The 21459-nt window shown below is 54.4% G+C and carries 17 protein-coding genes, 1 tRNA gene and 1 pseudogene; 6 read left to right on the top strand and 13 right to left on the bottom strand.

Annotated features, from left to right (window positions below):
• Positions 1 to 155: 155 nt before the first annotated feature.
• The 3 genes from rpsO to Q4G72_RS11090 form a co-directional block, all read right to left on the bottom strand.
• On the bottom strand, positions 156 to 431 hold the full coding sequence (gene rpsO, locus Q4G72_RS11100) for a 30S ribosomal protein S15 (protein WP_303311492.1): 276 nt from the start codon (positions 429 to 431) through the stop codon (positions 156 to 158).
• 173 nt (positions 432 to 604) lie between these two features.
• The gene (locus Q4G72_RS11095) at positions 605 to 2041 is read right to left on the bottom strand and encodes an LptF/LptG family permease (protein WP_303311491.1); all 1437 of its coding nucleotides are present in this window, start codon (positions 2039 to 2041) and stop codon (positions 605 to 607) included.
• A gap of 99 nt (positions 2042 to 2140) precedes the next feature.
• Positions 2141 to 2554, bottom strand: coding sequence for an START-like domain-containing protein (locus Q4G72_RS11090; protein WP_303311490.1), 414 nt, complete (start codon positions 2552 to 2554; stop codon positions 2141 to 2143).
• A gap of 138 nt (positions 2555 to 2692) precedes the next feature.
• On the opposite strand from Q4G72_RS11090, the gene Q4G72_RS11085 reads away from it, so the two are divergent.
• Positions 2693 to 2766 (top strand) — tRNA-Met (locus tag Q4G72_RS11085).
• 611 nt (positions 2767 to 3377) lie between these two features.
• On the opposite strand, the gene rplT is transcribed toward Q4G72_RS11085, so the two are convergent.
• From rplT to Q4G72_RS11040, 9 genes and pseudogenes are all read right to left on the bottom strand, one after another.
• On the bottom strand, positions 3378 to 3722 hold the full coding sequence (gene rplT / locus Q4G72_RS11080) for a 50S ribosomal protein L20 (protein ID WP_044513576.1): 345 nt from the start codon (positions 3720 to 3722) through the stop codon (positions 3378 to 3380).
• Positions 3723 to 3871: 149 nt separating this feature from the next.
• A complete protein-coding gene (gene rpmI / locus Q4G72_RS11075; protein WP_303311489.1) occupies positions 3872 to 4066 on the bottom strand; it encodes a 50S ribosomal protein L35 in 195 nt (64 codons plus the stop codon).
• Between the two features lie 188 nt (positions 4067 to 4254).
• Positions 4255 to 4812 (bottom strand): annotated as a pseudogene (gene infC / locus Q4G72_RS11070) (translation initiation factor IF-3); the annotation flags it as partial.
• Between the two features lie 154 nt (positions 4813 to 4966).
• A complete protein-coding gene (thrS, locus tag Q4G72_RS11065) occupies positions 4967 to 6910 on the bottom strand; it encodes a threonine--tRNA ligase (protein ID WP_303311488.1) in 1944 nt (647 codons plus the stop codon).
• 178 nt (positions 6911 to 7088) lie between these two features.
• Positions 7089 to 8168: a tetratricopeptide repeat protein gene (locus Q4G72_RS11060; RefSeq protein ID WP_303311487.1), complete on the bottom strand. Its 1080-nt coding sequence runs from the start codon at positions 8166 to 8168 to the stop codon at positions 7089 to 7091.
• Between the two features lie 97 nt (positions 8169 to 8265).
• A complete protein-coding gene (locus Q4G72_RS11055; RefSeq protein WP_303311486.1) occupies positions 8266 to 9117 on the bottom strand; it encodes a tetratricopeptide repeat protein in 852 nt (283 codons plus the stop codon).
• A gap of 164 nt (positions 9118 to 9281) precedes the next feature.
• Positions 9282 to 12050, bottom strand: a complete 2769-nt coding sequence (locus Q4G72_RS11050) for a DNA gyrase/topoisomerase IV subunit A (RefSeq protein ID WP_502213679.1) — start codon at positions 12048 to 12050, stop codon at positions 9282 to 9284.
• 227 nt (positions 12051 to 12277) lie between these two features.
• Positions 12278 to 12976 carry a TMEM175 family protein gene (locus Q4G72_RS11045; RefSeq protein WP_303311485.1) on the bottom strand — a complete coding sequence of 233 codons (699 nt, stop codon included), beginning with the start codon at positions 12974 to 12976 and terminating at the stop codon, positions 12278 to 12280.
• A 123-nt stretch (positions 12977 to 13099) separates the two neighbouring features.
• Entirely contained in the window at positions 13100 to 15019 is a 1920-nt protein-coding gene (locus Q4G72_RS11040; protein ID WP_303311484.1) for a DNA topoisomerase IV subunit B, read from the bottom strand.
• 194 nt (positions 15020 to 15213) lie between these two features.
• On the opposite strand from Q4G72_RS11040, the gene Q4G72_RS11035 reads away from it, so the two are divergent.
• The 5 genes from Q4G72_RS11035 (at position 15214) to Q4G72_RS11015 (ending at position 19740) form a co-directional block, all read left to right on the top strand.
• Positions 15214 to 16401, top strand: a complete 1188-nt coding sequence (locus Q4G72_RS11035) for an AI-2E family transporter (RefSeq protein WP_303311483.1) — start codon at positions 15214 to 15216, stop codon at positions 16399 to 16401.
• 94 nt (positions 16402 to 16495) lie between these two features.
• Positions 16496 to 16969 (top strand): PA2169 family four-helix-bundle protein, encoded by a 474-nt coding sequence (locus tag Q4G72_RS11030; RefSeq protein ID WP_303311482.1) that lies wholly within the window; start codon positions 16496 to 16498, stop codon positions 16967 to 16969.
• 170 nt (positions 16970 to 17139) lie between these two features.
• The gene (locus tag Q4G72_RS11025; RefSeq protein ID WP_303311481.1) at positions 17140 to 18621 is read left to right on the top strand and encodes an exonuclease domain-containing protein; all 1482 of its coding nucleotides are present in this window, start codon (positions 17140 to 17142) and stop codon (positions 18619 to 18621) included.
• Between the two features lie 150 nt (positions 18622 to 18771).
• Positions 18772 to 19248 (top strand): hypothetical protein, encoded by a 477-nt coding sequence (locus Q4G72_RS11020; RefSeq protein WP_303311480.1) that lies wholly within the window; start codon positions 18772 to 18774, stop codon positions 19246 to 19248.
• Positions 19249 to 19308: 60 nt separating this feature from the next.
• Entirely contained in the window at positions 19309 to 19740 is a 432-nt protein-coding gene (locus Q4G72_RS11015; protein WP_303311479.1) for a hypothetical protein, read from the top strand.
• An 18-nt stretch (positions 19741 to 19758) separates the two neighbouring features.
• Here the strand turns inward: Q4G72_RS11015 and Q4G72_RS11010 are convergent, their stop codons facing one another.
• Positions 19759 to 21369: a hypothetical protein gene (locus Q4G72_RS11010; RefSeq protein WP_303311478.1), complete on the bottom strand. Its 1611-nt coding sequence runs from the start codon at positions 21367 to 21369 to the stop codon at positions 19759 to 19761.
• Positions 21370 to 21459 lie beyond the last annotated feature (90 nt).

Genomic DNA, 21459 nt, shown 5'->3' with positions numbered 1-21459 from the left:
AGCAGCCGTAAAATCAAGGCTAGCAGTAGCTCTGATTTGCTCTAGGGAATCTTCTTTGGAAAGCTAACAGCCCGAGACGCTTAAAAAGTGACCGGGCTGCACAAAAAAAGAGCAGGGAACCTTCGTTGAAAGGCTCCCTGCTCCGGCGGGGCGGGTTACTTGCGGATACCCAGCTCCTTGATAATAGCGCGGTAGCGGTTGATTTCGCGGTGCTGCAGATAATCCAGCATGCGACGACGCTTACCAACCAGCTTCAGCAGACCCAGGCGGGTCGAGAAGTCCTTCTTGTTCACCTTCAGGTGCTCGGTCAGGTGGTTGATGCGGTGCGTGAACAGCGCAATTTGGGCTTCAGCAGAACCGGTATCGGTGGCTACTTTTTGCAGGCTGTTCTTTTCAAAGATGGCCTGTTTTGCTTCGGTAGTAAGTTTCATCGGCAGATAGGTTTCCCCGTCTTGGATTAAAAGTGAGAAAGAAAATTTCACCCCGCACCTCGGGGTGGCCGCAAAGGTAAGCTTTTTTGATTGGGATTCACAGGAAAAAGCCCGAAGAATTGGAGAAGGCGCCGGCAGGCTACTTGCTCCCCTTTATTGCGGCTCTTTCCTACTTACAGTGCTTTCTTATAGCCACGAAAGGGCCAACGAATTTTTGCCGGAAGCCGCCGCCAGAACTCTACATCCAGCAAGCCGGAGTCATGGCGGGCCTGATAGAGAAAAAACAGCCCTATGGGCAACAACACAGCATTTGCCATCCACATGCCGGCTCCTACCGGCAGTACATCTTCCCGTCCATATTTTTCCCCAATGATGGACAGTACATAGTACACAATGAAGAAAAGGATAGAAATAAGCACGGGTACCCCTAGCCCGCCTTTCTTGATAATGGCCCCCAGTGGTGCCCCTATCAGAAACATAATCAGCACGGCTATGGACTGGGTGTATTTCCGGAAAATCTCAATGCGGTAGTTGTTGGTGTCGCGCTGTAGGTTGGTCAGGCTTTCGGCGGAGCTGGCGGCGAAGGAGCGCACATTGCGGGCCCGGTCGGCGGCATTCATCATCAGGCTCTCGGAAGGCGGAGGCAATACTTTCGTCGCAATGGGCTTCCAGTTAGCCACCCGCTGCCGGGATTTCTGACCTACCGTATCAAAGCGAAGATAGGTGTAGTACACACTCAGCTCGCGGCTTAGGCGGGTACGCTGCAGATTGAGCTGATCATGCAGCGAATCGGTGTAGGCGTGCAGCTGCGGAATGTTCTTCATCATCTTGTTTTCAGAAAACAGCTCTTTTTTGGTGCGGTCAAGGGAAAAAGATGCGAGGGAAAACGTAATGGTGTTTTTATGGAAGCTCTGGCGGGCAAAGCCGGTTTCGTTCCGGTCCCGGGCTTCCGGCTGCTCCAGGTACATGGTGCCGCGGAAAAGCTCCAGACTCAGGTACTGACCACCGTAGCGGGTGAACATGCGCCCGGAATCGGCCAGAATAACAGCCGAGCTGCCATTGTTGCGGGTGTGGTCGTAAATCATGACGCCTTTCAGCAGGTCGCCATTCTCTCCCTCCTTCTTGTCTACTTTAATGGTGTAACCTGGAATGCCGTTGTAGAAAATACCTTCTCTGATATCCAGCGCTAGCTTTTGCTGGCGCACATCCCAGAGCAGGCTAAACGCCTCTAGATTGGCCGTGGGTACAATATTGTTATTGAACCAGAAAGCCAGGCCCGACAGTACAGCACTCACCAGAAATACGGGACGCAGAATGCGCGTTAGCGAAATGCCGGAGGTTTTTATGGCCGTGAGCTCCTGATGTTCGCCCAGATTGCCATAGGTCATCAAGGCCGAGAGTAGCACGGCCAGCGGCAGGGAAATAGGTACAATCAGTACGCTGAAATAGAACAGCAACTGAAGAAGAACGCCTGCACCCAAATCCTTGCCGATAATATCATCCAGATACTTCAGCATGTATTGCGTGAGCAGGATAAATTCTACCACGGCGAAGGTGAGTACAAAAGGCCCTACAAACGCCCGTAAAATCAGTTTATCCAGTTTCTTCATAAAGCAATTAGGCAAGGCTGCCTGAGTAAGCAAAAGAGGGAAAGCTACACGAAGGTACTATTCGTGTGGCTTTCCCTCCCGGGGCAAAAAAGAGGTTGGCTAGCCGCCTACCTGTTCGCGCAGATTCTGAATCAGACTATCCCACATTTCCTGCAGCTCAATCTCATCGGTTTCTTCTGAATAGTCCACAATACGCAGAAATACTTCCTGGGTCAACTCCGAAGAGTCTAGGGTAAAATCCAGATAGTTAGCATCCGGCATATGGCGGCGGTTTTTATCCAGAAACACAAACCGAACCGAGCGGTTGGTCCGGTGCGAGTTCATCTCAGCAAAGTGGTCCTGGTTATCCCAGGTAAAAATGAACTGGTGATTATCAATGGTGCGGACGCGCTGGCAGAACCACTGACTGAGCCCCGTGGCGGAGGCTAAGTATGGATAGAGGATCTTGGGCGAGGCATTAACCGGATATTCTACCGTGAAACGGTGCTTGGAGCGAGTAGCAGATAGGGGCATAAGCTTGTGAAAAACGGAACCATAGGCCTCAGCAACAAAAGACGTCCATCAGGCTCCGGCAAGATACAGTGGTTTTTTTTTGCACCAAGGGTTGCGCCGCGACAAATCTTGTGCCTACCTTTGCCCCACCAAAAACCCGGCGGGGTAGCTCAGTTGGTTAGAGCACAGGATTCATAACCCTGAGGTCACGAGTTCAACTCTCGTCCCCGCTACTTAGAAAAACCGCATTAGCTCCTTGCTGATGCGGTTTTTTTATTGAAATGACCACGGAACATTTCCCGCCTCTTCCCTAGGGCCCCAATGCAACAATTTACCAACTCGTTTGGCAAGGTCTTTCTGACCGTACACCACGATACCCACAACCAGTAGATATACAATGAGTGGCGGGGGCTATTATCTACTCATGCCGTTATTCAGGGCTGTTTGGGAGTATTAGAGGAACTCAAGAAAACCAAGTGCCCCCACATTCTGAATGACAACTGTGCCGTAGTGGGGGCTCCTGGAGCCAAGCCAACGACTGGATTGAGCAGGAATGTATGCCACAGGTACTGGCAGCCGGCCTCACCCGCTTTGCTCACGTGGTAGCGCCCGGCATTTTTGGGCAAGCACCAGCTGAGGAAATGCAATAGCGCGTAGGCAACCGATTTGAAATGCACCTTTTTCAGGATATTCAGCAAGCCCGTCAGTGGCTACAGGAGGCCACCTCTCTTCCCGAATAAGAATATCCCTTTTTCTCTTCTAAATGGCCGATAAGGCTATTTTAAGCAATAAAAAAGCCTGACCAGTGCGGTCAGGCTTTTTCGTTGAACAGTAAGCAGGAAGCTTACTTGATTTTCTCCACAATGCCTTTGAAAGCCTCGGGGTGGTTCAGAGCCAGATCAGCCAGAACCTTACGGTTCAGCTCGATGCCAGCCTTTTTCAGGCCGCCCATCAACTGGGAGTATGACATGCCGTACTGACGAGCACCAGCGTTGATACGCTGAATCCAGAGGGCACGGAACTCGCGCTTCTTGGTTTTACGGTCACGGTATGCATACAGCAGACCTTTTTCTACGGCGTTTTTAGCTACGGTCCATACGTTTTTGCGACGGCCGAAATAGCCTTTCGCTAAACGCATTACTTTTTTCCGACGGTGGCGTGAAGCCACGTGGTTTACACTTCTTGGCATAACCTACTTTGTTTTTGGTGGCCGGTGCTGCTCAAAGTTCAGCTTATGTACCGGATACCGGGTGAATGTTTGGTCTTGATTTTTGTAGTTCCTCGCCTTGGTTAAAAGCCCTTCGGCAGATACCTAGTAATTAGAACCGAAAAAATCAATTAGAGATTCAGCATGTCCTTTACGCGGTTCATGTCTGCCGAGCTAACCAGGGTAGCATGCGTGAGGTTACGCTTCTGCTTGGTGGTTTTCTTGGTCAGGATGTGCGATTTGAAGGCGTGCTTACGCTTGATTTTACCGGTGCCGGTGAGCGTGAAACGCTTTTTGGCAGCGGATTTGGTTTTCATTTTCGGCATTGTGCGGGGTTTAAAAAGGTAAAAACTGCGGCGGCCGGCTGCCTATGGCCGGTTCGCCTGGAAAAATCAGTCAGCAGGAAGCCTGCTTATTCAGTTGCTTCTTTGGGAGCAGATGCCTTAGGAGCAGCTTCTTTTGCTCCATTCTCTTTCGCACCGGCTGGCTTAGCGGCCGGGGCCGGAGCGGCCGTCTTGGGCTTTACTACCACTTTTGGAGCCAGGTACAGGAACATACGCTTGCCTTCCAGCTTGGGCAGTTGCTCAACTTTGGCCAGGTCTTCCAGGGCCTGCGCAAACTTCAGCAGTAGAATCTCGCCGCGCTCCTTAAATACAATGGAGCGACCCACGAAATGCACATATGCTTTGATTTTGGCGCCTTCCTTCAGGAATTCCTGCGCGTGCTTCAGCTTAAAGGCAAAGTCGTGGTCATCGGTGTTAGGACCGAAACGAATTTCCTTCACCACCACTTTCGTGGCTTTGGCTTTCAGCTCGCGGGTACGCTTCTTCTGCTCGTACTTGAACTTGGAGTAGTCGATAACACGGCACACGGGCGGAACGGCCGTGGGCGAAATTTCCACCAGATCCAGATTCTGCTCCTGCGCGAAGCGACGAGCTTGTTCAATCGGGTAGATACCTACTTCCACATTCTCGCCTACCAGGCGCACTTCGCGGGCAGTAATTTTCTGGTTGATTTTGAACGGCTCCTCCACCTGCTGGCGGGGTACGTAGCGGCGATTTGGGGTAGCTATGAGTTGGTCCTCCTTACTAAGTGAGAGATATGGCTTGTTGGCGATGATGACGCCCGTCCGGGAAAGCCGGGCGGGCGTCATCAGCTGGCAAATATCCGGTTTTTTTTCAATTCTAAAAAAGAAACGGGCAGAATAGAAGCTTCCGGTGGGCTATCTAAATGGCTTGCGTCATTTCATTTACCTGATCCTGGAAGTTTCGGATGAAGGCATCAATGGGCATGCTGCCCATGTCGCCTTCGCCATGGCGGCGAACGGAAACAATGCCATTTTCCTGCTCCTTCTCCCCTACAATCAACATATAGGGCACTTTCGCCATTTCCGCATCCCGGATTTTCCGACCGATTTTTTCATCGCGGCTATCCAGAGAACCACGCAGTTCGGCCTGCATCAGACGGTCATAAACCTGCTGAGCGTAGTCCTGATATTTCTCCGAAATAGGCAGAACGGCGAACTGTTCTGGCGAGAGCCAGAGCGGGAAGTTGCCTCCGCAGTGCTCAATCAGCACGGCTACGAAGCGCTCCAAGGAGCCAAATGGCGCCCGGTGAATCATAACTGGGCGCTGCCGGGAGTTATCCGACGCCACGTATTCCAGGTCGAAGCGCTCAGGTAAGTTATAGTCTACCTGAATGGTGCCTAGCTGCCACTTGCGGCCAATGGCGTCGCGCACCATGAAGTCCAGCTTAGGGCCGTAGAATGCCGCCTCACCCAGTTCAGTTACCGTTTTGAGGCCTTTTTCCTGCGCAGCTTCCTGAATGGCGGCTTCAGCACGGGCCCAGTTTTCATCAGACCCAATATACTTGGTCTTGTTCTCCGGGTCGCGAAGGGAAATCTGCGCTGTGAAGTCGGGAAAATCCAGTGCCTTCAGTACGTAGAGCACAATGTCGATTACCTTCAGGAACTCTTCCTTCACCTGATCAGGGCGGCAGAAGATGTGCGCATCATCCTGCGTAAAGCCACGGACGCGCGTCAGGCCATGCAGCTCGCCGCTCTGCTCATAGCGATACACGGTACCGAACTCGGCCAGGCGTAAGGGCAGGTCGCGGTACGAGCGGGGCTTGGTTTTATAGATTTCGCAGTGGTGCGGGCAGTTCATGGGCTTGAGGAAGAATTCCTCGCCCGGGTTTGGCGTTTTGATGGGCTGGAACGAGTCGGCACCATACTTTTCGTAGTGGCCGCTGGTTACGTACAGTTCTTTAGAGCCGATATGGGGCGTAACAACGGGCAGATAGCCCGCTTTTACCTGGGCGCGGCGCAGGAATTGCTCCAGTCGCTCGCGCAGGGCCGTGCCTTTGGGCAGCCATAAGGGCAGCCCCGCTCCTACTTTATCGGAAAAAGCGAATAGCTCCAGCTCCTTGCCCAGCTTGCGGTGGTCCCGGCGCTTGGCTTCTTCCAGCCGCTCCAGATATTCTGAAAGCTCTTTGGCTTTGGGGAAGGTGATGCCGTAAATGCGTGTCAGCTGCTTGCTCTTCTCGTCGCCGCGCCAGTAGGCCCCGGCCACGTTCATCAGCTTTACTGCTTTAATGGGGCTGGTATCAGGAATATGGGGTCCGCGGCACAGGTCTGTGAAGCCACCCTGCGTGTAGAAGGTAATGGTGCCATCTTCCAGGCCCTGCAGCAGGTCCAGCTTGTAGGGGTCGCCTTTTTCCTCGAAATAGGTAATGGCTTCCGCTTTGGGCACCTCCCGGCGCACATACTGACTTTTATTTTTAGCCAGCTCCAGCATCTTTTTCTCGACGTTGACGAAATCATCTGACGAGATGCTGCGGCCTTCGCCGAAGTCTACATCGTAATAAAAACCATTCTCAATACTGGGGCCAATGCCCAGCTTTACGCCGGGATACAGAGCCTCCAGCGCTTCAGCCATCAAGTGAGCCGATGAGTGCCAGAAGGTGGCTTTGCCGGCCTGATCATTCCAGGTCAGGATTTCGATGTTGGCATTTTGCTCAATGGGGCGGTGCAGGTCGCGCACTTCGCCGTTGACGCGCACACCGAGGGCATTGCGGGCGAGGCCTTCGCTAATGCTGGCAGCTACATCGTAGCCCGTGGCGCCATCTACAAACTGGCGCACCGAACCGTCGGGGAGGGTGATATCAATCATGGATTAAGTTGATAATGGCTATACAAACAGCCGTGAGGCCGCAAGTTAGCGGGAAAGGCCCGAAAAAGGAACCTACCGGAGCCAGAAGCATTATTCAACCCAGCCTCTTATCACCCGAAATCTAGGCTTGCCTCTTAATTCAGGACATATCCTGCACGTCTAGGAAAGCTAAAGCTTCTTAAAAGGGCAGCGCCTCAGGCTCCCGTTGCTGGATAGGTTCTACCGGTGCTTCCCGGCGGCGCATTACGGTGTCCGTAGACTCGCCGCGGGCTTTAGCTGCAGCTTTCCAGGCCATGTAGCTCCAGTGCTTATTTCCCGGGTTTTCCTTTACCAGCAGCTGATACTGTGCAGCAGCTTCCTGTGCTCGGCCTAACGCCTCGTAGCTCTCGGCCAGCAGCTGACGGGCATTGGGGAGCATTGTAGAGCGGCGTAGGGCGCGCTGCAAATGCGGTAGAGCCTCGGCCGGGCGACGCTCCTTTACATAAGCCACACCCAGGCGGTAGTCAGCTCGGTAAAGTGTGGTGTCATAGCGCAGGGCGCGCAGGTAATTTTGCCGGGCACTGTCGGGGCGCCCCAGCAAATCATGCTGGCGTCCGTTGTCATACCAAAGTGGGCCGTAGGTGGGCGCCACCGCTAAACCACGGGAGGCGAATACGGCAGCATCACCGGGCTTGCGGGTAGCATTGCTAAGAAAAGCCAGCTGATGCAGAATTTCAGGTTGTCGCGGGTCGCGAGCCAGACTGGCGCGCAGAAAGTCGAAAGCCTGAGTAGTATCCTGCAGATTCACATAGGCCAGACCTTTATAGAAAAGCGCTGCCGCGTTTTCGGGCTCCTGCTGCAGGGTACGGTCCAGGTGGTCCAGCGCATCCTGGTAGCGGCGGGCAGCCAGATAGGTTTCACCTACCAGCAAGCTAAGTTGCGGGGAGGCAAAACCATGGCGGGAAGCAGCCTCTGCCGCTTTCAGAGTGCTTTGTAACTGGCCCAGCCCACGCCGGGCCCGGGCTTGCAGGAAGTAATACTCGCCCGGCGTATCGTCCAGCCGGAGCGCTTCTTCGATATCCTGCAACGCTTGCGCTGGCTGGCCGGCATCTAACCGAAAAGCGGCCCGGCGTGCATATAAGCTGGCGTTGCGGGGTTGGCGGGCAATTGCCCCTTCCAAGTCATGCGCCTGAATGGCCGGGCCACTTTGCACAGTGGCCAGGTTCACCATCATATCGGGCTGTTCCTTAGCGGAGCTGCCACAAGCTGAAAGTGCCAAAGCCAAGGATGGAACCAGGAAAAAGTACTGTGGGCGCCAGAACATAGGACAAAGATACGCAGGACCGCTCCTACTATGGGCATTTGACGGCACCTACCTATCCAGGGGTACCGGCCGCTTTGGCAGGGTGCTTGCGCTCCAGCCGGGTAAGCAGAATGCGGCACCGCCGGCTTATTTCCAACTCTTCGGTGGTAATAGGGGTAAGTAAAGCAGCTTCCTGCAGCACCTGAATGGCTTTTTCATCCTGCTTTTGCGTGTCGTATACCCGTGCCAGATCATAATAGACCTGGATGCGCTTTGGATCCAGCTGTTGCGCTTTCAGCAAGGCATCAATAGCCTGACGGCTGCTGGCCCCACTGGGTGCCCCACCCAGAAAAAGGCTGCTAAACAGGCGTTCTAACAAAGTATAGTGGTCTACGCGGTAGTGCCAACGGCCTAGCAATTGCCAGGCCTCCGACCAGGTAGGGCGGCGGGCCACCGCCTTAAATACATAAGGCTTCATGTCTCGGTAGGTTTGCAGGCGCCCTTTGGCGTGCAGCAGCAGGGCCTGATTAGCCAATACCAGGGCCACGGCGTAGTTCGGCTCAGCAGCTTCCGGCTGGAGCGCCCAGGAACGTTCAGCATAGCCACGTGCCGCGGTGAAGTATAGGCTCTTGCGAGTTTCATCGGTGTAGCGAGAGCCGATGCGCACGCTCATCAGAGCCGCTTGCCATAAGGCTTCCACATTCTTTCCGTCGCGCCAGATGACTTCCTCATATTTAGCCAGGGCTTCGGAGTCGCGGTACTGGCGCTGCAGGCTACGGGCATCAGCCAACAGTTTTTTAATACTGGGCTTGGGGGCAAGCTTTTCATCAGTTGCTGGTGCTGCTATCTGGGCATAGGAAGCCAGCGGCATGCACCCTAGGGCCATAGCCAGCCATAACCCCATTAAAAATAGCCGCAAGTACATAGGGCAGTAAAAGCTTAACGCAAAGCTGCGTTTTTCCGCGCTTCGTAGCGAACCCTGGTAGGAGAAACTTTGCATCAGCCGGTTTGCAGTGGCTGGCCTTGTAATCATGAGGCAACAAAAAAGCCCTGATCCGGAAGATCAAGGCTTTTCAAGCAGAGGAAGGCTTAAAACAGTTTTAGCTGTGACTTGGGCCGACGTAACACGGCCTGGGCCTGTGCTATGTCTTCTGCGGAAATATCAACCGGTCCGTTGTTTTCGGCTAAAGGAGCTTCGGCGGCACCCATACCACCCTGCGGGCGTGGCAGCGTAGCCGGGCCGCGCTTTTTAGCTACTTCGCGGCGCTCGGGCTCAGGGCCTTCGTCGGTGAGCAGTGTGACGCCGTGCACTTTGAAGTAGTTGAGCTTGTTGCCCATGGCCTTCCATCCTTTCACGTCAATAAACTCGTGCAGACGGATGGTTTCGGCCTCTTTATCTGCTTTTTTGTCGCGCTGCAGCTTCAACTCTACTGCGGGCTCGGGATTAGCAGTTACGGCCAGCAGCTTGGAGCCTTTGGTTTCCGAGATGAAGACAAAGCGCTTCTCCAACGTGCTGGTTTCAATTTTAAACCGCTTCACGTAATGGATTTTCGTCTCGCCATCCATGTAAACCGCGCTAAGCACCGTATCGGGCTCCAGCTTGCGCAGCAACACGATGTTGGGCACATCAAAGTGGAGTGCCGGGTCGGGTGACTTCAACTCGTAGCTGCCATCCTTGTACACCACCAGCACCGTATTGTCGGTATCGAAGGTGCCGAGGTAGCGGCCGTGGCCGGCGGTGTTCAGGCGACCTACCACACTATCAAAGAACACTTCACGGCCACCCAGCGTGGAGTCGCCGAGGGACTTCTGGGTGATTTTCTTGATGGGCTGCTTGGTGACGATGTTGCCCATAGAGCCTTTACCTTTGATGGCCAGCTCGGCAAAATCAAAATCAAACTGCTTCACACGGGCCGGGGCTTTATCCGAAAGCTGCACACTCACAATTTCCGACTCCGAGTTGGGGTTGGCGGTGAGATACAGCGTTTTGGTGCCCTTGGTGCCTTTGGTCAGGTCGTAGGATTTGTCGCGGGTGATGCCTGTTACCAGGAAGCGCTTGGCGAAGCTGATGCCGGAGGCACCATCCTGATAAATCATGTTGTACACCAGCCGGTCGTCGTTCTTGTTGTAGACCCCGGCGTGCAGAATATCCTTGCCTACAAAGGTCTTTTCGGCGATGCGCGTCACCACGAACGTACCGTCGCGCTTGATGGCAATGATGTCGTCCAGGTCGGAACAGTCGCAGATGTATTCTACCAGTTCGTCCTTTTTGAGGCCGTAGCCCACAAAGCCGTCCTTGCGGTTCACGTAGAGTTTCTGGTTGGCTACGGCTACTTTCTGGGCCGTAACCACGTCGAAGGTGCGGAGTTGGGTTTTCCGCTCGCGGCCTGTGCCGTACTTCTTCAGTAGGCCCTCGAAGTAGTTGATGGCGTAGCGGGTGAGGTTGGCCATGTGGTCGGCTACTTCTGCCAGCTCCGCTTCCAGGCGCTGGATGTACTCATCGGCCTTAAACCCATCGAACTTGGAAATGCGCTTGATGCGGATTTCCGTGAGGCGGGTGAGGTCGTCTTCCGTGATGGCGCGGCGCAGCACAATGCGCTGGTCGTCGGCTTTCACCTTCTCTCCCTGCACGCGCACAAACTTCTTCAGGCCCTTGTCAATGGTCTCCAGAATTTCGGCCCAGGTCTCGCACTCCTCAATTTTGCGGTAGATGCGGTTCTCGATGAAAATCTTCTCCAGTGAAGCTGAGTGCCACTTTTCCTGCAGCTCATCTTCCCTGATTTCCAGCTCCCGCTCCAGCAGCCGCACCGTTTTCTGGGTGCTCAGGCGCAGCATATCCTCCACGCCCACAAAGCGGGGCTTGTCCTCGATGATAACGCAGGTGTTGGGCGAGATGCTGATTTCGCAGTCGGTGAAGGCGTAGAGCGCATCCATGGTCAGATCCGGCGACACGCCCGTGGGCAGGTGCACCTGGATTTCCACTTCGGCCGCCGTGTTATCGACGACCTTTTTGATCTTGATTTTATTCGCTTCCGAGGCCTTCACGATGCTTTCCATCAGCGCCGTGGTGGTGGTGCCGTAGGGAATGTCGCGAATGATGAGCATAGTCTTGTCGGCCTTCTCAATGGTGGCGCGCAGGCGGATTTTCGCCCCGCGCAGGCCCCCATTGTAGTTGGTGACGTCACACAAACCGCCCGTCGGGAAGTCGGGGAACAGCTGAATATCACGGCCCTTCAGCACATCGATGCTGGCTTTGCACAGCTCGCGGAAGTTGTGGGGCATGATCTTGGTGCTTAGGCCCACGGCAATGCCTTCCACGCCCTGCGCCAGCAGCAGCGGAAACTTCACGGGCAGCGTGGTCGGCTCGCGCTTGCGGCCGTCGTAGCTCATCTGCCACTCCGTGGTATCGGGGTTGAAGACCACATCCAGGGCAAACTTGCTCAGGCGGGCTTCAATGTAACGGGGAGCGGCCGCGCCGTCGCCGGTGCGGATGTCGCCCCAGTTACCCTGGGTTTCAATCAGCAGGTCTTTCTGGCCCAGGTTCACCATGGCGTCGCCGATGGAGGCGTCGCCGTGGGGGTGGTACTGCATGGTCTGGCCGATGACGTTGGCTACTTTGTTGAAGCGGCCATCGTCCATTTCCTTCATGGCATGCAGAATCCGGCGCTGCACCGGCTTCAGGCCATCTTCAATGGCGGGCACGGCCCGCTCCAGAATTACGTAGCTGGCGTAGTCCAGAAACCAGTTCTGGTACATGCCGCGCACGGAAGACATATCGTGCACGGCCTCGCCGGGCGCAAACTTGGTTTCTTCCACCCCTTCTTCCAAGGTTTCCAGTTCGGTTTCCGAAGAGCTTATTTCCTCTTCTTCGCCGGATAGGTCATCTTCTGAGAGGCCGGTTAGGGAATCATCATCCAATTTTACCACTTCTTCCGCAGCGGAGGCATCAAAATCAAGCGTATCGCCGGCACCAAATAAAGCCGGTTGCTGATCAGGAGAAGAAGTTGGGTCTGGGGGATTCGTTTCGTGTAGCACAGGAACAAAGATGTGTGGCGGACTGCCACTGCCAAATTAAATTATTGAATTCAGACCGACACCGAGCTGTGGCCTGGGTAAGGTTTGGGAGTTGTGGAGGGTTCTTCCAACAGGCCTTCGGCCACGGCCAGCCCATGGTCGGGTTGGAGAGGCACGATAAAAAACAGCGGTGTGAGTAGGTATACCGCAAAGGCAGCCCACACACTGACCCAGGCCAGCCCAGCACCTAATGCATAGCAAGCCGGCCCCACCATGGAGCGACTCAGCAACGTGCGCCGCGACACCCGATGCATATGCGCGTGTAGCAGATAAGCATTGATGTAATAATGCATCCAGACAAACAGAAGTGTGTTGACCAGCAGCACCACGCCAAAGAAACTCACAGCTAATGGATTGTAAGGATACTCCCCTAACAGAGCCGTGGGAAAGGGAATGAAGGCCTGCGCCATCAGAAACAACGCATTGATCCACATCAGGGCGTAGCTGCTGTGGCGAGCCAGACTGAAGATGTAGGAATGGTTGATCCAAAATTTACAGACTACAATAAAGCTGATTGCCCAGCTTAATACTTTAGGGACTACCTCATGCAAGCCATGCTTTAGCTCAGCCACGGTGCCATGCTCTAAATGCGGTACCCTTACTTCCAGAATCAGCAGGGTCACTACAATGGCAAAAACACCATCAGAGAAGGCCTCAACCCGCGTGCGGTGCAAAGCGCCGCGCCGTAGTAAATCCAGTAAAGGAAACATGGCGGAGCAGAAAACGGACCGGCAGCACATATAAGGACTGTCCGAGCCTAAGGTGAGTTTGTGCTTACATCTTGTACTTCTCTCCTGCTTCCCAGATTTACTGGCTGGCGGAAGGTTAAAAAGCTACGCTAAATCGGCCTCCAACACTTCCTCCACCGGCAGCACATCGGAAGTCACGAGGTCTTTTTCCAGGCGCAGGTTGTCGATGATGAAGTTCTGACGGTCGGGAGTGTTTTTGCCCATGTAGTAGGTGAGCACCTGGTGAATGCTGCGTTCCGACTGCAAGATGACGGGTTCCAGGCGAATATTCTCGCCAATGAATTTACCGAATTCATCAGGAGAGATTTCGCCCAGCCCTTTAAAGCGGGTGATTTCGGGGTTACGGCCCAGCTGGCGCATGGCCTGCTGCTTTTCCTGCTCGTTGTAGCAATAAATGGTGGTTTTCTTGTTGCGTACCCGGAACAGCGGCGTTTCCAGAATATACACGTGGCCGTTGCGGACCAGATCCGGGAAGAACTGCAGGAAGAACGTGAGCAGCAACAGACGAATGTGCATGCCATCCACGTCGGCATCAGTAGCAATAACCACGCGGTTGTAGCGCAGGCCTTCAATGCCTTCTTCGATGTTGAGGGCGTGCTGCAGCAGGTTCAGCTCCTCGTTTTCGTACACAATCTTCTTCTTCAGCCCGAAGCAGTTCAGGGGCTTACCGCGCAGGGAGAAAACGGCCTCGGTCTCTACGTTCCGGCTTTTGGTGATGGAGCCTGAGGCCGAGTCACCCTCCGTGATGAACAAGGTGGTATGCTCGCCCTGCTCGGGTTTGCCTTCGCCCAGGTGAAAGCGGCAGTCGCGCAGCTTGCGGTTGTGCAGGTTGGCTTTTTTGGCGCGCTGGTTGGCCAGCTTTTTCACACCGGCCATGTCCTTCCGTTCCCGCTCGCTCTGCATAATGCGCTTAAGCAGGGCCTCGGCGGTTGCCGGGTTTTTGTGCAGGTAGTTGTCGAGGTGTTCCTTAACGTAGTCCAGAATGAAGCCACGCACTGTGGGACCATCAGGTCCCATGTTCATGGAGCCCAGTTTGGTTTTGGTCTGGCTTTCAAACACCGGCTCCTGCACGCGCACCGAAATGGCCGCTACAATGGAACCGCGAATGTCGGCGGCGTCAAACTCCTTTTTATAGAACTCCCGGATGGTTTTTACCACCGCCTCGCGGAAGGCAGCCAAGTGCGTACCGCCCTGGGTGGTGTACTGGCCGTTTACAAAGCTGTAATACTCCTCGCCGTAGTCGTTGCCGTGCGTGAGGGCCAGTTCAATGTCTTCGCCCTTCAGGTGAATAATGGGGTAGCGCAGGCTCTCCGGGTCGGCTTTACGGGCCAGCAGGTCCAGCAGGCCGTTTTCGGAGTAAAACTTCTGGCCGTTGAAGTTGATGGTGAGGCCCGCGTTTAGGTAAACGTAGTTCCAGATCTGGCTTTCCAGAAACTCCGGGATAAAGCGGTAGTTGCGGAAAATGGTATCGTCGGGCTGGAAGGTGATTTGCGTGCCGTTGCGTTGGCTGGTTTTCTGCGGCTTGGGGTCCTGCACCAGCTGGCCCTGGGTAAACTCCGCCGACTTCATCACGCCCTCACGGACGCTCTGCACCAGAAAATAATTGCTCAGGGCGTTAACCGCTTTGGTACCCACGCCGTTCAAGCCCACAGATTTCTGAAAGACTTTGCTGTCGTACTTACCGCCCGTGTTAATCTTGCTGACTACATCTACTACCTTACCCAGCGGAATGCCCCGGCCGTAGTCGCGCACCTGCACCCGGTGGTCGGAAATCTTGATATCGATAGTGCGGCCGTGACCCATCACGTGCTCATCTATCGAGTTATCAATCACTTCCTTTACCAGCACGTAGATGCCATCGTCGTACGCGGACCCGTCGCCGAGCTTGCCAATGTACATGCCGGGCCGCAGACGGATATGCTCGCGCCAGTCCAGGGAGCGGATACTATCCTCATTGTAGCCGTGGTCGGGAGTAGTGCTGAGAGTGAGTTCTTCGGCTGCCATGTGGTAATCAGAATTCAAATTTGAGGTAAAATAACGCAGAAAATTGAGTTTTTCCGCGTTTCATGCAAGCTATATTTTTTAGCAAATTCAACTCTTTCGAACTTCGCTTTTTTAGTAAAAGTTCCACCATAAAGGGCAAAATAAGCTCTAAACTGTTCTCAAACCTTCTTTTGTCATACCAATAAATTTAGCAAATGCTTCCTCCCTCTACCCAACCCCGCTTACCCAGCACTGGGCATAAGCCTACTTCGGAGGTAAGGCAGACTCCCATTGTGCAGTATGCTTTTCTGCTGATAGCCGCTGTGCTCACGGTTTATTCGCTTAAAGTACTGGATGATGTACTGCTGCCCCTGCTGTTTTCGGCTCTATTTACGCTTTTGCTGCTGCCCATCAGTCGGTGGCTTGAGGGTCGCGGGGTGCCCCGCATTCTGGCCATTATTCTGTGCCTGCTGTTGATGGCCCTACTGTTTGCCGGCATTATTATGGGTTTTGCCTCGCAGCTTACCCAATTTAAGAGTGAGCTGCCCAAGCTGCAGGAAAAGCTCTTTCAGGTTTTCCACCAGTTCCAGGACTGGGCCAGCCAGCGATTCGGCATCGACCCAATTTCGGATGAGGAGCTGAAGCAATCCACCATGAAGTCCCTGAAAAAGGACAGCGGCAGCTACCTCAACACTACGTTTAAGACTACCTCGGCGGTAGTCAGCAACCTGCTGCAGGTGCCTATCTACATCTTCTGCTTTCTGTATTACCGGGACCATTTGCGCCAGTTTATGTTCCGCTTTGTATCGCCGGACAAGCGCACGACGGTGCTGAACACCGTGGATAACATCCAGACGGTGGTGCAGGCCTACATTTCCGGGCTGTTTAAAGTGATTGTGGTAGTAGCTATTCTGAACGGAATCGGGCTGCTGGCTTTGCAGGTGAAGTTTGCCATCTTCTTTGCCATTTTTGCCTCAGTGCTGGCGGTTATTCCCTACATCGGCATTATGATTGGGGCCAGCGTGCCCGCTATTATTACGCTGGTAGAAACCGGCTCCCCGCTGCACGCGGCGGGCGTGGTGGGCGTATTTGCCTTTGTGCAATTTCTGGAAGGCAATTTTATTACTCCCATGATAACCGGCTCGCAGGTAAGTATAAATCCTATGGCCGCCATTATTGCCCTGGTGCTGGGGGCTGAGCTGTGGGGCACCCCCGGCATGATACTGAGCATTCCGCTGATTGCCGTAGTGAAGGTGATACTGGACGCCAGCAAAATAACCGAACCCTGGGGCTTTTTGCTGGGCGATACTGCTGAAGGAGAAGACAATATAAAAAGTGTAGCGGCCGGGGAACCGGGTTTTTTCCGACGGCTCTGGCTACGTGTGAAAGGGGAAGAATCGTAACCCGGCCTGATTTCAAGCAGTATAAGAAAGCATGTTCGGACAGGATTTTCCTGCCGGGCGTGCTTTTTTATCCCATCACTTAAATGTTATCATTATGTCTGCTTTCACTGAACCTGCCGCCCGGGCCTTAAATGACCTGGTCGAAATCAATAAAACAGCTACAAAAGGATACCAGGAAGCTGCTGAAGGGGTAACCAACCCCCAGTTGCGCACTGAGCTGAGCAAGCTCAGCCAGCAGCGGGCACAGTTTGCTTCGGAACTGGAGCAGAAAGCCCGCCAGTGGGGTGTAAATACCCGTAATGAAGGCACCGTAGAAGGTGCCCTGACAGACGCCGCCGCTGCGCTACACCGGGGCTGGATCAATATTAAATCGGCTGTAACCGGGCACAACGACTCGGCTATTCTGGGTGAGTGCGAAACCGGTGATGCCACTGCTCTACAGGCCTACGAGACGGCGCTACGCTCCAGTGAGCTGCCCGTAGAAGCCCGTAGCGTGATTCAAAAGCAACACGGCGATATACTTTCGGCCAAAAACTGGGTAACCCAGCAAAAAGGCCGCGTCAGCTAACCTGTTAAATTATTGCTTAGAAAAGCCTGCCTGCAAGGGCAGGCTTTTTTGCGTATTGCTCATTTCTACAGCGCCCTAAAACGGCGCGCAAAAATGGCTGCAACCTTTGGATAGGTTATCTTTGTTACCAATCTGCTTAGCATTGTTCACTACCCGTTACCGCGCCGCTTTTGTACGCTATTATTGACCTTGAAACCACCGGCGGACAACCTGCCCAGGACCGGATTACGGAAATAGCCATCTTTATCCATGATGGCGAGAAAGTGGTGGATCAGTTCGATACCCTGCTGAACCCCGGGCGGCCTATCCCCTTCTTCATTTCCCAACTCACGGGCATTACCGATGATATGGTGCGGGACGCGCCCAAGTTTCATGAAGTAGCGCGCAAGGTGGTGGAAATGACCGAAGGCTGCGTGTTTGTGGCGCACAACGTGCGCTTTGACTACTCCTTCATGAAAAAGGAGTTTGCGGATTTAGGGTTTAACTACTCCCGCAAAACGCTATGCACTGTGCGCCTGAGCCGCTCCCTGATACCGGGGCAGCCCAGCTACAGTCTGGGAAAACTTTGTCAGAACATTGGCATTCCGCTTAATGGCCGCCACCGTGCCGCCGGCGACGCCGCTGCCACAGCTATTCTCTTTGACCGGCTGTTGAAGATTACGCAGCAGGAAGAAGCCCTCACCAACCCAGCCATCAGCCCCGCCGATACCCTGGCGGCCCTGGATATATCCGCCCCGGCCGGCAACCGCCCCGCCGCCAAGCAGCCTTCGCCCCGCAAAGTGAAGGCTGTGCAGGATGCCATCAAAACGGCACTGCTTCCGCCCAACATAACCCCGCAGAAGGTAGCCGAGCTACCCCAGTCTGCGGGGGTGTATTACTTCCACAATGAGCAGGGCGAGGTGATTTATGTGGGCAAGAGCATCAATATCTACAAGCGCATTCAGCAACACTTTGCCGTCGACTATAAGTCGCGCAAGAGCATTGAGTTCAAAAATTCGATATCGGACATTACCTGGGAGTTGACGGGCTCGGAGCTGGTGGCGCTGCTGTATGAGTCGCATGAAATCAAGCGCATGAAACCCTTGTATAACCGGCAGCAACGACGCTCCGTGTTTCCGGCGGGTATTTTCCTGCGGACCGATGAGCAGGGCTACAAGCACCTGTACTATGGCCGCGCCGATGACCACGCGGAGTCTCACCCGCTTATTGCGCTGGGAAACCAGTACAAAGCCAAAGGTTTTCTATTCCACAAAGTAGCTAAGTTCAACCTCTGCCAGAAGCTCTGCGACTTATATAAAACCCAGGGTTCCTGCTTCGACTACCAGGTGCACCGCTGCAAGGGCGCCTGCCTGGGCCTGGAACCGCCGGAAGAATACAACCAGCGCGTGGAGGAAGCCATTGAGTCGTTCACGTATGAGCACGGCTCGTTTGTGGTAATGGGACAGGGACGGCACGAAAGCGAGAAAAGCCTGGTGGTGGTAGAAAACGGCCGTTATCTGGGGTTTGGCTATGTGGATGACACTTTCACGGCCCGCCGGCTTGATGACTTTAAGCTGGCTATTACCCGGTACAACGATAATAAGGACGTGCAGCAGATAATCCGGCAGTATCTGCGAACCAAGCATAAAGACAAGGTGAAGGTGTTCCGATAAAGATTTATTAATCAATCGGTAAAGCAACCTTCCTTATCCTTATGGCATCCTTGGTGTGTTTTGATGGCAGAATTTTGGTCCGTCTAAAAAATCTGTATCTTCCTGAGCCTACTATGGCTTGGTTGGCCCAAACACCTAACTGCTCTGGTTATGTTGGCTCTTTACAACACACCGTATCTGCGCATTTATTACGACGGATTTGCGCACACGCTGGAATCTGAGTGGTTGCGCCGGCCCACCAGCGAGGAACTACGTCTGGGTTTGCAGACTGGCCTGGTGCTGGCCCGCGAGTATCACGTCCGGGGCTGGATCAGCAACCTGCGCCGCATGCCGGGCATCAGCCCTGATGATGAAGCCTGGGTACGGACAGAGTGGTTAATGCAGTTTGTTGAGCTTGACATTACGCATATGGCTATAGTGGAATCTAGAAGCCAGGTAATACGCACGGGGGTTATTGAACTGCTGGAGCGCGCCGGAACGCTGGCACCGCTTAGCACCGGCTATTTTGCCAGCCGGGCCGCTGCCCGCCAGTGGATTATGGGTGGCCAGCTTATTCCGGGGCAGCCCTTGTCATTGGCCGTTGCCACTCCCACTCCCGTGCTGTCGGAAAACCGCCCAAGCCTTTAAGTTTGCTTACGGCTCCTAGTACCTTTTCACTTTCCCCGGGCATCCAGCTTCTTCTTTTCAATGCCTACGGCTTCCGCTCCCGGTTTTCATTCAGACTATCTTACTATTGCCTATCGTCCGGATTTGCAGCTTCTCACTTTGCGGTGGCTGCGCGATGTGACTATGAGTGAGCTGCAAACCGGTTTTCAGGCGGCCCGCGAAGCGGCCCGAACAGCGGGGGCTATGCGCTGGCTGGTTGATGTGCGTCGGCGTCTGGAACTGGATGCCATTCCTTCTACCTGGGTTGCCAACCAATTACTGCCTACTGTAGCGGCTGAGCTGCCTGATACGTTGCAGGTAGCTTATCTTTTAGCCCCGGCGCGTAATGAGGCCATTCGGACGGATCCGGAGTTAAAGGAAGCTGTTATTCTGGCTCAGGGTACCGCGCAGCCCTACCGCCTGCAGTTATTTATTGATGAAGGGGAAGCGGTACGCTGGGTTTGCGCCGGGTAAACTAGTTTTCACTACGGCCTAATACAGTCGATGACGCAGTAGCCATCCGGCAGCATCAAACTCTTGGGCAGCAGGCTTGTACTCCATTACTTTCACGCCTTTAGGGGCAGCAAACCCATTACCATCACCGCTGTCATACACCGTAATACGGGTTTTGGCCAGGGCAGCGGTTTCTGCTGGTGTTTGCAGCTGATCCTGCCCGGCTCCATCATAAAAACTAACTGGCTCGTCAAAATCGGGTATTCCGCGCACCTCCAAAACATCATTTCCGCCTAACCCAAACAACCGTAGGGCCTGGGTTTCACTTGCCCGGAAAGTGCGCCGACCAATCAGACTATCGGCTGCTGCCCTGGCCTGGCTCCGGTATACGCTCAGCTGTATTTGGCCAGTGCCGGCGGGTTCCAGCACAAAGCGTTCCGGCTCGTCGGTACCGGGCACTTCTACCTCCAGGGCCAGCAACTCATAAAATTTATTGGCTACGGCCGGCAGCTGGTCACGTCGGTGGCGCAGCTTGCGCCTAAATTCGTCCTGTGACAACGCCAGAATTTCCGGCGGCCATTGGGCAATAGCCCGGTCAATCACCACATTGTTCAGGTTTACCCGCATGGAGTCGGCCACTTCCTGAAAATCCCGGCGGCTCAGATACACGAGCAGTGACTTGTCCATGGGCAGGGCTGCTTTATTCAGGCCTGCCACATCCGACAAGCGAATGTCTTCATGAAAGCTCTGGTAGTTGCTCTTGATCCAGGCTACGATGTGCGTCAGCAGACCATCATCAAACTTAAAAAAGGCATGGTCCCGGTCGCGCGGAATGGCCTCATAGCGCATTCCGCCCTCAGCGGTGGGAAAGCTGGCCCAGCGCCATTGGTCTTCGCGCCGGCTCCAGTCGCCCAGATACATATCGAAAAGCCGGGCTCGCAGGTACTGCCGCGCCGCAACACGGTGGTTTGCATGCAACAGCATCTGCGTGAATACTTTGCGCGAGCTTTCTACTTTAGCTGAGCGGCCAAAGCTGGCCACTGTACTCTGGTCCCCTTCCGGGCGTTCCTCCAACAGGTAGAGCGCATTGGCGTATTCCTTCCGGAAAATACCCAGCGCCGGGTCATCACCCACGTACACTAAGCGAGGGTTAGTATGAAATACGCCGGCTGCCTGGGCCAGCGCTGGCACAATGTAGGCGCCATAAGGGTGAATGACGCTGGTCTGATCTTTCATGAGGCGCCCTACCGGCCCTTTCTGCAGGCGCGCAGGCAAAGCTTTGGTGGCATCCTTATCCACGGAGCGCAGCACATACTCTTTCCCCCCCGCATCTACCAAGCGCAGGTTTTTGGTTTGAAAGCTGCCACCAGCCAGTAACGGCGTGAGCCCACCGGGTACCACATTATGCAGGCTAATAACGGGCACCCGGATGGGTTGCGCCCATACTTTGCGGTAATGCCGCCCCCAAAAAAACTGATGAACGGCTCCGCGCGCATATTGTGGCCCGGCAGCTATAGTAACAACAGAATCCGCAGGAATAGCTGGCAGTATCGGCGCCGAGGCGACAGGGGAAGTACACGCCGCCAAGGGCAAAGCCAGGAAAAACAGGCAATTGATAAAGGGCCGAAGCCCTGTAGTAGTGGCAAACACAGTTGCGGAATTGAAGCGAGGAACGTAGCAGCGCGAAATGCCACTAAGAGTATACCGTAAGCGGGCCCTGACGGTTGTGGATACTGTGGA

It is taken from the genome of Hymenobacter sp. BT730 (assembly GCF_030542105.1).
Classification (GTDB): domain Bacteria; phylum Bacteroidota; class Bacteroidia; order Cytophagales; family Hymenobacteraceae; genus Hymenobacter.
The sequence above is the reverse complement of the archived record's forward strand: the minus strand, read 5'-3'. Positions and strand labels throughout refer to the sequence as shown.